The sequence below is a fragment of the Bradyrhizobium sp. LHD-71 genome (assembly GCF_031157255.1).
GTDB lineage: Bacteria > Pseudomonadota > Alphaproteobacteria > Rhizobiales > Xanthobacteraceae > P52-10.
This window is the reverse complement of sequence record NZ_JAVIFX010000010.1, coordinates 1-14,942: the sequence shown is the minus strand read 5'-3', so window position 1 is coordinate 14,942 and position 14,942 is coordinate 1. Positions and strand designations below refer to the sequence as shown.

Sequence of the window (14,942 nt, the reverse complement as noted above, 5' to 3'; positions counted from 1 at the left end):
GGGCCTCGAGATCGATGAGTCGCATTCCAGATTTCACGCAGTTGCCGTTCGCCGACGCTGCGACACCCGTTGTTGAGGCAGGCGCACAGCCCTGGCTCACGCCGGAAGGCATCGCCGTGAAGACGGCCTATTCGGAAGCCGATCTTGCCGGCATCGATTTCCTGAACACGTATCCGGGCGTTGCGCCGTTCCTCCGCGGCCCCTACCCCACCATGTACGTCAATCAGCCGTGGACCGTGCGCCAGTATGCCGGCTTCTCCACGGCGGAAGACTCCAATGCCTTCTATCGCCGCAACCTTGCGGCGGGACAGAAGGGTCTGTCGGTGGCCTTCGATCTCGCCACCCACCGGGGTTACGACAGCGACCACGCCCGCGTCGCCGGCGACGTCGGCATGGCGGGTGTCGCCATCGACTCGATCTACGACATGCGCACGCTGTTCGCAGGCATCCCGCTCGATCAGATGAGCGTTTCGATGACCATGAATGGCGCAGTGCTGCCGGTGCTGGCCCTGTATGTCGTCGCCGCCGAGGAACAGGGCGTCCCGCCGGCGAAGCTCGCCGGCACGATCCAGAACGACATCCTCAAAGAGTTCATGGTGCGGAATACCTACATCTATCCGCCCACGCCCTCGATGCGGATCATCTCCGACATCTTCGGCTACACCTCCTTGAACATGCCGAAGTTCAATTCCATCTCGATCTCCGGCTATCACATGCAGGAGGCGGGTGCGACCCAGGATCTGGAGCTCGCCTACACGCTCGCCGACGGCGTCGAATATGTGCGGGCCGGCGTGGCCGCCGGTCTCGACATCGACCGGTTCGCACCGCGGCTGTCGTTCTTCTGGGCGATCGGCATGAACTTCTTCATGGAGGTAGCCAAGATGCGGGCGGCACGCCTGCTCTGGGCGAAGCTGATGAAGGACTTCAATCCGAAGGACGCCCGCTCGCTATCGCTGCGGACCCACTGCCAGACCTCGGGCTGGTCGCTCACCGCCCAGGACGTGTTCAACAACGTGATGCGCACGACCATCGAAGCGATGGCGGCGACGCAAGGCCACACGCAGTCGCTGCACACCAACGCGCTCGACGAGGCTTTGGCGTTGCCGACCGATTTCTCCGCGCGCATTGCCCGCAACACCCAGCTTTTCCTGCAGCAGGAGAGCGGCACTACGCGCATTATCGATCCGTGGGGCGGCTCGTATTTCGTCGAGCGGCTGACGCAGGATCTGGCAAAGAAGGCATGGGCCCACATCCAGGAGGTGGAGGCGCTCGGCGGCATGGCAAAAGCGATCGAGGCCGGCGTGCCGAAACTGCGGATCGAGGAAGCCGCGGCCAAGACGCAGGCGCGGATCGATGCCGGCCGCCAATCGGTGATCGGCGTCAACAAGTACAAGCCGGAAAGCGAAGCCCCGATCGACGTGCTCAAGGTCGACAATACCACCGTGCGCCGCCTGCAGATCGACAAGCTGACGCGGCTGCGGAAGGAGCGCGATCCCAAGGCGCTCAAGGAGGCGCTAGACAAGCTCACGCGCAGCGCCAGCGATGGCAGCGGCAACCTGCTGGCGCTCGCCATCGACGCGGCGCGCGCCAAGGCGACCGTCGGTGAGATCTCCGACGCCATGGAAAAGGTCTTCGGACGTCACCGCGCCGAGATCAAGTCGATCACCGGCGTCTACAAGCGCGAGGTTTCCACCATGTCCGACAAGGTCGAGAAGCTCAGCGCCCTGATCGAAGCCTTCGAGGACGCCGAAGGGCGTCGACCGCGCATCCTCGTCGCCAAGATCGGCCAGGACGGACACGATCGCGGTCAGAAAGTGATCGCGTCGGCCTTCGCCGATATCGGTTTCGACGTCGACATCGGCCCGTTGTTCGCGACCGCCGACGAAGCGGCACGGCAGGCCGTCGAGAACGATGTCCACATCCTCGGCGTCTCCTCGCTTGCCGCTGCGCATCTGACCGCGGTGCCCGAACTGAAAGCGGCGCTGAAGAAGCACGGCCGCGACGACATCATGATCATCATCGGCGGCGTGGTGCCGCCGCAGGATTACGATGCGCTTTACAAAGCCGGCGCCGAAGCGATTTTTCCGCCGGGCACTGTGATCGCCGACGCTGCCGAAGAACTCGTCCGCAAGCTCAGCCTCCGCCTCGGCCACTCCAGCGAGGCGGCGGAGTAGCGTCGTGCCGCGCTGGATTGCCACCGGCATCGTCGCTGCAATTCTCGCCACCTCGACCCTGCCCGCGCAAGCCGCCCCGAAGGCTGCGATCGCAACCAGGACCAAGGCCGTCGAGATCACCGTCACCCTGGACGATGCGATCAAGGCGAAGCCCGAACTGGCCGTCAACATCCTTGGCGAAAGCAAGCGGTGGGTGGACCGTGAGCGGCGCGAGGCGGACCGCGAATGGCAGAATTCCCCCGAGCTGTTCCGCGGCGGCCGGCGCTGGACGTTCGAGCGCGACTACGCGGTGACGTCGGTCGTTGCAGGTCGGTACATCAGCATCCTTCGTACCGACTATACCAATACGGGCGGCGCGCATCCGAACACCACGCTCGAAACGGTGCTTTGGGACGACCAGGCCAAGAAACGCATCAGCATCCGCCCCTTCTTCAACGATCTCGCCGACAACAGTCGCGCTCTGGTCGAAATCCAGAATGCCGTCATCTCCTCGCTGATCGTCGAAAAGAAGGACCGCGGCACGTACGAGGTGAACGACAACGACTGGTTCAAGAACGTGCAGCCGAGCCTGTTCAAGATCGGCGCGGTCGTGCTCGAGCCGTCGACCGAACCGGGCAAGAGCTCGGGCCTGACCTTCCACTACTCGCCCTATGCGGTCGGCGCCTACGCCGAGGGTGCGTATACAGCCTTCGTACCCTGGCGCATCCTGCAGCCCTACCTGACGCCGGAAGGCCAGGCCATCTTCGGCGGCGACAAGCCGAAGGATCCGACAGTGAACTGAGCCGGACGGCCTCCGCGCGCTGGTAAGCGGCGCCAAAGCATTTTCCGGAAAAGTGGGCATCGGTTTTCCGCAGAAAATGCGACCAAACAAACGAGTTTAGAGCGCTTTCCGATGCAAACTAATCAGAAAGCGCTCTAAACGGCCGATCTTTCGCGCTTGTCGACCTCCTCATCCGGCGTCTCGGAGGCGCGGAGCCAGCCCGCGACGCGGTCGAGATAGATGTAGACCACCGGCGTCGTGAACAGCGTCATGGCCTGGCTCACGATCAGACCTCCGACCATCGCCCATCCGAGGGGCTGGCGCAGCTCCGAGCCGGTGCCGCTGCCGAGCATCAACGGCACCGCGCCGAGCAGCGCCGCCATCGTCGTCATCATGATCGGACGAAACCGAAGCAGTGCGGCGCGCCTGATCGCCTCTTCGGAGGTCAGGTCCTTCTCCCGCTCGCCACTGATGGCGAGGTCGACCATCATGATCCCGTTCTTCTTGACGATTCCGATCAGGAGAATAACGCCGATCAACGCAATCAGGCTGAAGTCGTAACCACCGAGCATCAACGATCCGACGGCGCCGAGCGCTGCCGACGGAAGCGTCGAGAGAATTGTCAGCGGGTGAATATAGCTCTCGTACAGCATGCCGAGGATCAGGTACACCACCACCAATGCGGACGCGATCAGGAGCGGCACGGTGCCGAGCGACTGCTGGAAGGCCTGGGCCGTGCCCTGATAGGTGAAAGACAGCGCGCCCGGTGCGCCGAGCTCCCGCTGCGCCTGATCGATCGCACGGGTTGCTTCGCCGAGCGAAACGCCCTGCGCGAGGTTGAAACTGATCGTGACAGCCGGGAACTGGCCCTCATGGCTGATTGACAGCGGCTGCACCGGCGTCGTCGTCCAGTGCACGAACGATGACAGCGGCACATTCGAATTGGTCGACGGCGACTTTACATAGATGGTGTTCAAGGTTTCGATGCCTTGCTGCGCCGGCGGAACCTCGAGGATCACGCGGTAGGTGTTCGTCTGGGTAAAATATTGCGTGACCTGCCGTTGGCCGAACGCATCGTAGAGCGTGTCGTCGATCACCTGTGGCTGGATGCCGAGTCGCGAGGCCTGGTCGCGATCTATCGTAAGCGTCAGCGTCGTACCCTGGTTCTGCTGGTCAGTCGCGACGTCGCGCAATTCGGGAAGCGTCTTGAGCTTGCCGAGGATTCGCGCCGCCCAGGCGTTGAGCTCACCGACGTCCGCGTCCTGCAGCGTCAGCTGATATTGCGTACGCGACAAGCGGCCGCCGACACGTATATCCTGGGCGGCCTGCAGATAAAGGCGCGCGCCCTCGATCCTGTCGAGCTGTGGACGGAGCCGGGCGATGATCTGGTCGGCACTCGCGGACCGCTCGTCGCGCGGCTTGAGCGTAATGAAGAAGCGGCCGAGGTTGATCGGACCGTTGCCGCCGACGCTCATGGCGACGCTCGCCACATCCGGATCGCTCAGCACAACCTTGCCAAGCTGCTGCTGGTGACGCGCCATGTCCGTGAACGAGATATCCTGCGCCGCCTCCGATTGGCCGGTGATCAAACCCGTGTCCTGCTGCGGAAAGAAGCCTTTCGGAATCATGGTGAACAGGTAGGCGGACAACGCAGTCGTTGCCAGGAAGATGCCGAGCGTCGCCAGCCGGTGACGGAGCGCCAAGTCGAGGCCGGCCTCGTAGGCGCTCAGCATTCTCTCGAAAAGATGCTCGCTCGCCCGAAACAGCCGGCCATGACGCTGCTCCCACTCCGGTTTGAGAAAGCGCGACGCCATCATCGGCGTCAGGGTGAGCGACACCAGCGCGGATACAAGGATCGTCAGCGCCAGCACGACCGAGAACTCGCGAAACAGCCGGCCGATGAGACCCCCCATCAAGAGTAGCGGTATCAGCACCGCAACGAGCGACAGGCTGATCGAGAAGATCGTGAAGGCGATTTCGCCGGCGCCCATCAGCGCGGCCTGGAACGGCGCGACGCCCTCCTCGATATGCCGCGTGATATTCTCGAGCATGACGATGACATCGTCGACGACGAAACCGACGGAGATCGTCAACGCCATAAGCGACAGGTTGTCGAGGCTGTAGCCGAGCAGCCACATGAGCCCGCAGGCACCAAGCAGCGCCAACGGCACAGTCACGCCCGGGATAATGGTCGCCCACAGGTTCCGCAGGAAAGCGAAGATCACGAGGACGACGAGAACGATCGTGATGCCGAGGGTGAACTGCACGTCGGCGACAGACGCACGGATGGTCTGGGTGCGGTCGCTGACGATGTCGACCTTGATGGCCGGAGGCAGCGCCAGTTTGAGCCGCGGCAGCGCCGCCTTGATACGGTCCACCGTGTCGATCACGTTGGCGCCAGGCTGCTTGAAGACAACCAGAAAGATGCCGCGCGTGCCATTGGCCCAGGCGGCTTGCTTGTCGTCCTCAGGACCTGCCACCGCCGTGCCAATGTCGCGGATACGGATCGGCCCACCATTGCGGTAGGCGACGATGACATCGTTCCAGTCCTTCGCTGCCAGCAGCTGGTCGTTGGCGTAGATCGTGTAGCTGCGCTGAGCAACGTCGACGGTCCCCTTGGGGCTGTTGACGGTGGCCGCCGAAATCTGCGCCCTGACATCCTCAAGCGAGAGGCCCTTGGTGGCGAGCTTCGCCGGATCGACCTGGATACGTATCGCCGGCTTCTGCTGGCCACCGATCGTCACCAGACCAACTCCGGGGACCTGGCTGATCTGTTGTGCGATCTTGGTTTCGACCTGGTCGTCCAGCTCGGTCAGCGGCAACGTCGCAGAGGTCGCCGACAGCAACAGGATCGGCGAGTCGGCCGGATTCACTTTGCGGTAGTTCGGCGGACTCGGCAGATTTTTCGGCAGCTGTCCGGCCGCGGCGTTGATGGCCGCCTGCACGTCGTTGGCGGCAGCATCGATGTTGCGGTCGAGATTGAACTGGATCGTGATCGAGGTCGTTCCGAGCGAGCTCGTCGACGTCATCTCGCTGATGCCAGCGATCTGCGTGAACTGGGTTTCAAGCGGCTGAGCCACCGACGAGGCCATGGTATCCGGGCTCGCGCCCGGCAACGATGCCGACACCTGAATGGTCGGGAAATCGATCTGTGGCAACGGCGCCACCGGCAACGCCGGATAAGCGACAATGCCGACGAACAGAATCCCGGCCATCAGCAGCGACGTCGCGATCGGACGGCGGATGAACGCGGAAGAAATGCCCTCGCTCATTGGCGCACGCCGGGGTCGGGCCTCGGCGTCACCAATGCGCCGTCCTGCAGCCCGTACTGACCGGCGGTTACGATCCGGTCGCCGGGTGCAATGCCGCCGACAACCACGGCATTGCGGCTGTCGGCCTCGCCGATCTGGATCGGCCGCGCCTCGGCACGCTGGTTCTTGTCGACCACGTACGTCCAGAGCCCTTGCTGGCCGCGCTCGATTGCCGACTGCGGCAGCACGACGACATTGTCGAGCGTTCCGACCAGCACCTGCACCGACAGTGACTGCCCGGGCCATAGGGCATCGTCTTCGTTGGCGAACGTCGCCTTGAGTTGAATGACGCCGGTGGTCGTGTCGACCTGATTATTGACAACGGTCAGTGTCCCCTCGGCCAGCTTGCGTGTGCCGTCGGTCGTAAAGGCTGCGACCGGCACGCAGCCGTGCGCCATCGCCTTGTTGATGCGGTCGATCTCGCGCTCGGGAAGCGTGAAGACCACCGAGATCGGCCGTACTTGCGCAATCGTGGCGAGGCCGCTCTGGTTCGAGGCGTTGACGATGTTGCCCTGGTCGACCAGTCGGAAGCCCACGCGTCCGGTGATCGGCGCCTTGATCGTCGTGTAGCTCAACTGCGTCTGCGCATTGTCGATCGCCGCCTGATCGGCCTGCGCCAGCGCAGTATCCTGCGCGACCGCGGCGACCTGCGTATCGAGCTGCTGGCGCGACGCAAACTCCTGCTTCGCAAGCGTGGAATATCGCTGCAGATCAAGCTTGGCGTTCGTCAGCGTCGCCTCGTCCTGCGCCTTCTTGGCAACCGCCTGGTCGAGCGTTGCTTGATAGGGCCGTGCATCGATCTGCGCCAGCAGATCGCCCTGCTGCACGGTCTGGCCTTCGCGGAAGGCGATCTTGACGATCTCGCCGTCAACGCGGCTGCGAACCGTCACGGTGTTGAATGGCTGCACGGTGCCGAGCCCCTTGAGCAGCACCGGAAAGTTCGATCGCATCGCGGTCAGCAGCGACACCGGGACCGGCTGCTCGGTCGAGGCGACGGGCGTTGCGCGCGATGCGCGTGCATGGACGAGGTATCCGGCTGCGCCGATCAACGCGAGCGCGGCCAGCAGCAGCTTCGCTTTTATCGTCATCGGCAATCCCCCTCGCCGGCAAACCGCCGGCCAGTGGCCGGCGATCTCGCACGGTCGAATGCGTCAGTTGCCCTGATTTTCGTAGTACTCGCTTCGCAACGACGAGCGGATGTTTGCGTCGGGATCGCGTCCGATCTCCTGTCCGTCGATATAGACGCCGTACGGATCCGGCGCCGCGAACTCGGCGCGTGCATTCATGACGCGATGCGCGCTCATGGCGTGATGCTCATAGCGGTTATGCCTCATCGGTTCGCCGGGCTTCGCCAGCGCCGGGCCGATCAAAGCACCGGCGATTGCTGCTGCAAGAATGATGGCTCTCATTGATGTTCTCCTTCGTTGCATCAAGGCCGACGAAGCTATCGGCGCAGCGCGGAGGAACAATCACACTGGGGTTTGGTCGCCCTAAACGAGAGTTTAGAAGATTAAACGTTCGCAACACCGGCCCGGCGTCGTCTCGACCCGAGCAGGCACGGAAACAAAGAAACGAATCGTCTGCAGCACGACGTGAGGAGCGTTCAGCCCTGCTTCAAATGCAGTGCTTCGGCCATGCGTACCAGATCGGCCAGGCTTCGCGCGCCCATCTTGCGCATTGCCGCCCCGCGATGAATCTTCACGGTAATTTCACTGAGATTGAGTTCGCCGGCAATCTGCTTGTTCATCCGGCCGGCCGTGACCAGGCCCATCACCTGCCGCTCCCTCGGCGAGAGCGTTTCGAAGCGCGCGCGAAGATCCGTATGGTCCTTGTCCGCTGCGCGCCGGACCCGGTCCTTCTCGATCGCCGCCATCACCGCATCGAGCATCTCCTGATCGCGAAACGGCTTGGCGAGAAAATCAACCGCGCCTGCCTTCATCGCCCGCACGCTCATCGGGATGTCGCCATGACCGGTCATCATCACGACGGGAATGTGAGTCCCGCCCTCGGCCAATTGCTGCTGAAAGTCGAGGCCGGACTGGCCAGGCAGACGGACGTCGAGGACCAGACAGCACGCCCCGTCGCCCCTGGCGGCCGTCAGGAATTCGCTGGTCGTACCATAGAGTTTGGTCGCAAGTCCGACCGAACGGAACAGGCTATCAAGCGATAGCCGGATCGACTCGTCATCATCGACAATATGCACAGTATCCATGGGCGGGAACACAGCAAACGCCAGGCCGAAAATCAACCTTTGGTATGGCTGGATCAGACCAGTCGACCACGAAGCAAAACCCTTGTGCAACTGAAGCGCGCACAGAAATCAAATAAATTCATCGCGATCCGATCAGCCCGGCGATAGCATCCCGCGTACGATTTTGAGGAAGGCTGCGCAGGCTGGCAGAAGAGACGACGGGACGCCCCGTGCGGCGTCCGGGAAGGAAGCAGATTGACCACGGCCCGCATTGCCATCGTGGACGACGACGACTCGCTTCGCACAGCGGTGGCCGGATTGCTGCGCTCGCATGGCTACAGCGTGTGCGGACATGAATCGGCGGAAAGCTTTCTGGCAAGCAGCGACATCGGCCAGGTCGACTGCATCGTCTCCGACATTCACATGCCCGGAATGAGCGGCATCGAGCTGAAGAAACGGCTCGACACGATCAACGACGACACGCCGGTTGTGATGATTACGGGCCGGACGCACCCCTCGCTTGACGCCCAGGTTTCGGCAGCGGGCGCATACGGTCCGCTCATGAAACCGTTCGCTGCCGTCGCCTTGCTGGACTGCATCGAAAGCGCGCTCGGAAGCTAGTGTCGTGGATCAGAAATTCGCACCATCGTTGCCGCGAGTCCATCGTGCGAATTTCTGATCCATAAACGACACTAGAATCGTAACTTGCTAGTGTCCTGATCGAATCCGAAGTTCGCTCTGAGCTCGCTGCAAAGTATGGCGAACTTCGGATTCGGGACACTAGTGTCGTGGATCAGAAATTCGCACCATCGTTGCCGCGTGTCCATCGTGCGAATTTCTGATCCATAAACGACACTAGAATCGTAACTTGCTAGTGTCCTGATCGAATCCGAAGTTCGCTCTGAGCTCGCTGCAAAAGTATAGCGAACTTCGAATTCGGGACACTAGACCGGCGGCGGATCATTCGACATGGCGAACAGCGTAACCGGCGGCCCTGAGGCATACGAAAGTCAGAGGTCAAAGGCGTGGCCGGTTCGCGCGGCATGGATGGCGGCGGCGGCGTTGCTGGCACTGGCGATCTTCATCGTCGACGCGTTCTCGCCGTTCGGAATCGCCATTGCCGTCCTTTACGTCGTCGTCGTGCTGCTTGCGAACCAGTTTGCCAATCGGCGCGGACTGTTGCTGATTGCCGCCGGCTGCATGGGGCTGGCGGTCGCCGGCTTTCTGGTCGACCATGGCAACGAGCGCGTCAGCGAAGCGACGTTTCGTTGCCTGATCAGTCTCGCGGCAATCGTGATCACCACGGCCCTGCTGGTCCGCGGACAGAAGATCCGCGAGGCCCTCGAGGAGAGCGAGGCCCGCTACCGCATGTTCTTGAACGTGTCAGCGGTCTCGTTCTGGTGCCTTGACGTGAGCCGGGTGAACGAGATGTTGCGCGAAGTGCGGGCGCAGGGCGTGAACGATCTCAGGGACTATGTCGAAAGAAATCCGGAATTCGTCAGCAAGGCAATGGAGGCGACCACCATTGTCGATGTGAACGAGAAGGGACTGGAGATGTTCGGCGCGCGCAAGCGCGATGATCTCGTCGGGCGCTCGGTGCGGGATGGCTGGCCCGGCAAGAATGACATCTATTTCCGATGCCTGGAGACCAGCTTCCGGCGCGAGCCTGGCTTCCAGGCCGAGATCCGTGTCCCCACCCTCGACGGGCGCGAGTTCGATGCGCTGTTCTGCATGGCCGCTCCACCGGAGATCCGGGCGCGGGGGATGGCGCTGGTCGCGCATATCGATATCTCCGAACAGGTCGAGGCCCGCACCACGGTTGCCCGCATGCAGGCCGACCTCGCCCACGCGGCGCGCCTGTCGATGCTGGGCGAGTTCACCGCATCGATCGCGCACGAGATAAACCAGCCTCTCGCCGCCATCGCAACGAACGGCGAAGCCGGGCAGCGCTGGCTCGCGCGAGCCGAGCCGGACGTCGGCGAAGCGCAAACGCTGATGGGGCGGATCGTCGGCGATGCACGCCGCGCGGCTGACATCATCAAGCGCATCCGCAACATGGCGAGCAAGCAGACGCTGGCGCGGACCAGTCAGGCGATCAATCCGGTGATCGACGAGAGCGTGATGTTCGTTCGCCACGAACTGCACGCACACGATGTGGTGATACGCCTCGATCTCGCGCCGGATCTTCCTGACATCCTGATGGACCGGGTCCAGATTCAGCAGGTGCTCTCTAACCTGATCGTGAACGCGGTGCAGGCCATGCTCGAGCACGGCGTCGCGCGGCCGCGCATCACCATCACCTCGCGAATGGCCGCCGACCAGCACATTTCCGTGAGCGTCGCCGACAACGGCCCCGGAATCATGCCTGACGATATGGAACGGCTGTTCGACAGCTTCTTCACGACGAAGTCAGGGGGCATGGGGCTCGGCCTGCCGATCAGCCGATCGATCATCGAAGCCCATAGCGGCAGCATCACTGTGAACGGTCAGTCGGCCGGCGGCGGGGCATGTTTCACGGTCCTGCTGCCGCAAGCCGCCACGCCAGCGATCGCGCTCGGTCGCCACTGACTTAACACCGCTACGCTGTTCATACCAACGGATGGGCTCAATCTCCGCACGTACAATCGCGCGTGCGATCGGCGCGTCGCATTATTTGCCATGACCTGAACCCATGGAGACGCACATGCCCAGTTCCCTGCGTAAGTTCGTCAGAGAATGCACGATTGCTGCCGTTCTTGGTCTTTCGGCCGCCGGCGCCGCGCAAGCGGCCGATGGTTCCGCGCCAGCCCCAATGCAGGCTCACAACGTGGTGCTCGTTCACGGCGCGTGGGCGGACGGTTCAAGTTGGAGTGATGTCATCGCGCGCCTGCAGGCGGCCGGCCTGAAAGTAACCGCGGTCCAAAACCCGCTGACCTCGCTGGGCGACTCCGTCGCCGAGACGCGCCGTGTGCTGGCGCAGCAGGACGGTCCAACCGTTCTCGTCGGCCATTCGTGGGGTGGCACGGTCGTCAGCGAAGCCGGGACCGACCCGAAAGTCTCCGCGCTTGTGTATGTCGCGGCACGCGCCCCCGACGCCGGCGAAGATTTTGTTGGACTGTCCGGGACCTTTCCGACGATGCCGGCACGCGCGGGCGTGCGTGAATACGGCGGCTTCACCACGCTCTCCGAAGACGCCTTCCTGAAATACTTTGCCAATGGCGTTCCTCAGCGACGAGCGAAGACGTTGTTCGCCGAACAGGAGCCCACTTCAACTGCGTTGTTTGGCGAGCGCACCACCACTGCAGCGTGGCACAGCAAGCCGAGTTGGTATGCCGTTTCCAAGCAGGATCAGACGATATCACCTGATCTCGAGCGTTATCTCGCAAAGCGGATGCAGGCGACGACCGTCGAGCTGGATGCCGGCCATCTCGCCATGGTCTCTCATTCAAAGGCGATTGCTGACCTGATCCTGGCGGCTGCGGGGCAGCGCAAACAGCCCGAAACAGGCATCAGCCGCGCGAGCAAGAGACGACCTCAGGCCTGATCCGCACTTCGCCGAGAGCATTCGTCCAGAATTCATGAGCAATTCAATGACGCTCCAAGTCGAGACACTCCAGGCGGCCCCTCCGCCCCTCCCCGCCAGCCTGAAGGAGACACGAGTCCCGCCGCGGCCAGACGACGCTGGCGGCACCTCATCCGAGGCGACGCCCAGAACCTCGTCAACGGCTGTTCGTCGCGCGCGAAAGCTGCTGATGGGCGTCGCTGCCGCCGCAATTGTCGCGGGAGCGATCTCGTTCGGGTGGCACTACTGGACGGTCGGCCGGTTCGAAATCTCGACCGATGACGCTTACGTTCAGGCCGACAACACGACAATTGCGCCGAAAGTCTCCGGCTACATCTCCGATGTGTCCGTCGCCGACAACGAGACCGTGAAGAAGGGCAAGGTCGTCGCCCGGATCGACGACCGCGACTATAGCGTCGCCCTGCAGCAGGCGAAAGCCAACGTCGCCCAGGCTCGGGCGGCGATCGCCGGAAAACAGGCCGCCCTGGATATGCAGCAGTCCGCAATCGACGCGGCGCGCGCCGCACTCGCCGTCGATCAGGCCAGCCTGACATTCGCTGGACAGGAAAACCGGCGCTACTCCGATCTGGCCGCGACCGGCTCCGGCAGCGCGCAGAACGCCCAACAGGCTGCATCGCGTCTTGCCATCGCCACCGCCAGCGTGCAGCGCGATCAGGCCACGGTGGTATCGTCGCTCAAGCAGGTCGACGCCCTGAAGGCAGACCTCGCGCAGGCACATGCCACCCTGGACGCAACCCTCGCTGCCCAGCGCCAGGCGGAGCTCAATCTCAGTTACACGACCATCAGCGCTCCGGTTGATGGCGTCGTGGGAAACCGCACGCTGCGCGTCGGCCAGTATGTCCAGGCCGGCACCCAGCTCATGTCCATCGTTCCCATCGGCAGCACCTACATCGTCGCCAACTACAAGGAGACCCAGCTCACCCACGTGCTGCCGGGGCAGTCGGTTGACATCGAGGTCGACACCTATCCCGGAGCCGTCATTCATGGCCACGTCGACAGCATCGCACCCGCCAGCGGACAGCAATTTGCTTTGCTGCCGCCGGACAACGCCACCGGCAACTTCACGAAGGTCGTGCAGCGCATCCCCGTGAAGATCGCCCTTGATCCGCATGAGCCGCTCAGCACGCAGCTGCGGCCAGGCATGTCCGTCACGCCGACGATCGATACCAAGGCAGCGAGCACGCGCGTCGCTGAACGCGGCATCAATTGATCAGGCCTGAGCTCCCGCGGCGGAGGCAAAGATGTCCGATATGTCCATCAGCAGCCCGGGCCCGAGGCTTGGTGCAGATCCGACCGCGAGCACGCAGCGCGCCTCGCCGGCAGTCTGGATCGCAGTCCTGGCGGCGACCATCGGCGCCTTCATGGCGGTGCTCAACATCCAGATCACCAATGCGTCCCTGCTCGACATCGAGGGCGGTATCGGCACCGGCGTGGACAACGGTTCGTGGATTTCCACGTCGTATCTGATCGGCGAGATCGTCGTGATTCCGATGACCGACTATCTCAGCCGCGTATTCTCGTTCCGCCGATACATCATCGCCAGCGCCATCATGTTCGCACTGTTCTCGGTCGCATGTGCATTCGCGCACAGCCTCGGAGCGATGATCGCAATGCGCGGGCTTCAGGGCCTCGCAGGCGGCGTGCTGATTCCGATGGCATTCACGCTCGTTCTGACGAAGCTTCCGAAGGCACAGCAACCGACCGGTCTCGCCTTGTTCGCGCTATCGGCCACCGTGGCACCTGCGATCGGTCCGACCATCGGCGGTTACTTGACCGAGACCTATGGCTGGCAATCCATCTTCTTCGTCAATGTCGTTCCCACCATCGTCATGGTGGTGGCGCTCTATCTCACGCTCGAGCCGGAACCGATGCAGCTGCGGCTCTTCAAGCAGGGCGACTGGCTCGGAATGTTGACCATGGCGGTCGGATTGTCCTCCCTGCAGGCTGTTCTGGAGGAAGGCAACAAGGACGACTGGTTCTCCTCGCCCTTCATCGTCCGCCTGGCGCTCATAGCAGCAGTCAGTCTTGTCTGCTTCGTCTGGATCGAACTGCGCGTGCAGAACCCGCTCGTCAAGCTGCGGCTGCTGACCCAGCGCAACTTCGGCCTGGGCACCCTGGCCTTTGCGTTCGCCGGCTTCGCCCTTTACGGATCGGTGTACCTGCTGCCGGCCTATCTCGGCGAAGTGCAGGGTTACAACGCAGAGCAGATCGGCATGGTGCTGGCCTGGACCGGCTTGCCGCAGCTGCTGCTCATCCCGCTGGTTCCCATGCTGATGGCGCGCTTCGGGGTCCGATATGTGGCGTTGACGGGCCTGCTGATTTTCGCCGCAAGCTCCTTCATGAACATCCACATGTCGCCGGACTATGCTGGCGATCAGTTCTTCATTCCAAACATCGTTCGTGCCCTCGGGCAGGCCTTGATGCTGACGCCGCTGTCTTCGCTGGCGCTAGGAGGCATTGTCGCCGCGGACGCGGCGGCGGCGTCGGGCATATCGAATATGATGCGAAATCTCGGCGGCGCGATCGGCACGGCGATCCTCGCGACAGTCGTTACGAAGCGCGAGCAATTTCACTCCAACATCATCGGACAGTCGGTGACGCCGGGCAGCGAACTGGTCCGTGAGCGGCTTGCCCAGCTCACCGATTACTTCATGGCGCATGGTGCTTCGGATCACGCTGCCGCAGCTCACCAGGCGATCGTCGCGCTCGGAAATCTGGTCAGGCGCCAGGCCCTCACCATGGGTTTCAGTGACGCATTCGCGGTGGTGGGCGTTGTGCTCCTCCTCGCGGCGGCCGCCGTGGCCCTGACACGAGGCGTCGACGGCGCGGCGGGCCACCCCAGCCACTGATGAACAGCCGCTAGTGTCGTGGATCAGAAATTCGCACCATCGTTGCCGCGAGTCCGTCGTGCGAATTTCTGATCCATAAACGACACTAGAATCAT

11 protein-coding genes are annotated in these 14,942 nt (G+C 63.0%); 7 read left to right on the top strand and 4 right to left on the bottom strand.

The genetic code is table 11. The annotated features are described in order from the left end of the window. The first annotated feature begins 14 nt into the window (after positions 1-14). Together scpA and RCO31_RS12545 are read left to right on the top strand one after the other, a co-directional pair. Positions 15-2,174 carry a methylmalonyl-CoA mutase gene (gene scpA, locus RCO31_RS12550; protein WP_308968717.1) on the top strand — a complete coding sequence of 720 codons (2,160 nt, stop codon included), beginning with the start codon at positions 15-17 and terminating at the stop codon, positions 2,172-2,174. A gap of 4 nt (positions 2,175-2,178) precedes the next feature. After that, the gene (locus RCO31_RS12545; RefSeq protein ID WP_308968716.1) at positions 2,179-2,955 is read left to right on the top strand and encodes a DUF3298 domain-containing protein; all 777 of its coding nucleotides are present in this window, start codon (positions 2,179-2,181) and stop codon (positions 2,953-2,955) included. 134 nt (positions 2,956-3,089) lie between these two features. Here the strand turns inward: RCO31_RS12545 and RCO31_RS12540 are convergent, their stop codons facing one another. The 4 genes from RCO31_RS12540 to RCO31_RS12525 all read right to left on the bottom strand — a co-directional run bounded on the left by RCO31_RS12540 (position 3,090) and on the right by RCO31_RS12525 (position 8,457). Next, positions 3,090-6,206 (bottom strand): efflux RND transporter permease subunit, encoded by a 3,117-nt coding sequence (locus RCO31_RS12540; RefSeq protein ID WP_308968715.1) that lies wholly within the window; start codon positions 6,204-6,206, stop codon positions 3,090-3,092. Next, entirely contained in the window at positions 6,203-7,333 is a 1,131-nt protein-coding gene (locus RCO31_RS12535) for an efflux RND transporter periplasmic adaptor subunit (protein WP_308968714.1), read from the bottom strand. The genes RCO31_RS12540 and RCO31_RS12535 overlap by 4 nt, the downstream gene beginning before the upstream one ends. A gap of 63 nt (positions 7,334-7,396) precedes the next feature. After that, positions 7,397-7,654, bottom strand: a complete 258-nt coding sequence (locus RCO31_RS12530) for a hypothetical protein (protein WP_308968713.1) — start codon at positions 7,652-7,654, stop codon at positions 7,397-7,399. Positions 7,655-7,848: 194 nt separating this feature from the next. After that, positions 7,849-8,457, bottom strand: a complete 609-nt coding sequence (locus RCO31_RS12525; protein ID WP_308968712.1) for a response regulator transcription factor — start codon at positions 8,455-8,457, stop codon at positions 7,849-7,851. 234 nt (positions 8,458-8,691) lie between these two features. Here RCO31_RS12525 and RCO31_RS12520 point away from each other — a divergent pair, with 234 nt between their 5' ends. From RCO31_RS12520 to RCO31_RS12500, 5 genes are all read left to right on the top strand, one after another. Further along, entirely contained in the window at positions 8,692-9,057 is a 366-nt protein-coding gene (locus tag RCO31_RS12520; protein WP_308968711.1) for a response regulator, read from the top strand. Positions 9,058-9,405: 348 nt separating this feature from the next. Then, positions 9,406-11,004, top strand: coding sequence for an ATP-binding protein (locus RCO31_RS12515; RefSeq protein ID WP_308968710.1), 1,599 nt, complete (start codon positions 9,406-9,408; stop codon positions 11,002-11,004). Between the two features lie 115 nt (positions 11,005-11,119). Further along, entirely contained in the window at positions 11,120-11,959 is an 840-nt protein-coding gene (locus tag RCO31_RS12510; protein ID WP_308968709.1) for an alpha/beta hydrolase, read from the top strand. Between the two features lie 46 nt (positions 11,960-12,005). Beyond that, positions 12,006-13,208 carry an HlyD family secretion protein gene (locus RCO31_RS12505; RefSeq protein WP_374991468.1) on the top strand — a complete coding sequence of 401 codons (1,203 nt, stop codon included), beginning with the start codon at positions 12,006-12,008 and terminating at the stop codon, positions 13,206-13,208. Positions 13,209-13,239: 31 nt separating this feature from the next. Further along, positions 13,240-14,847: a DHA2 family efflux MFS transporter permease subunit gene (locus tag RCO31_RS12500; RefSeq protein WP_308968706.1), complete on the top strand. Its 1,608-nt coding sequence runs from the start codon at positions 13,240-13,242 to the stop codon at positions 14,845-14,847. Positions 14,848-14,942 lie beyond the last annotated feature (95 nt).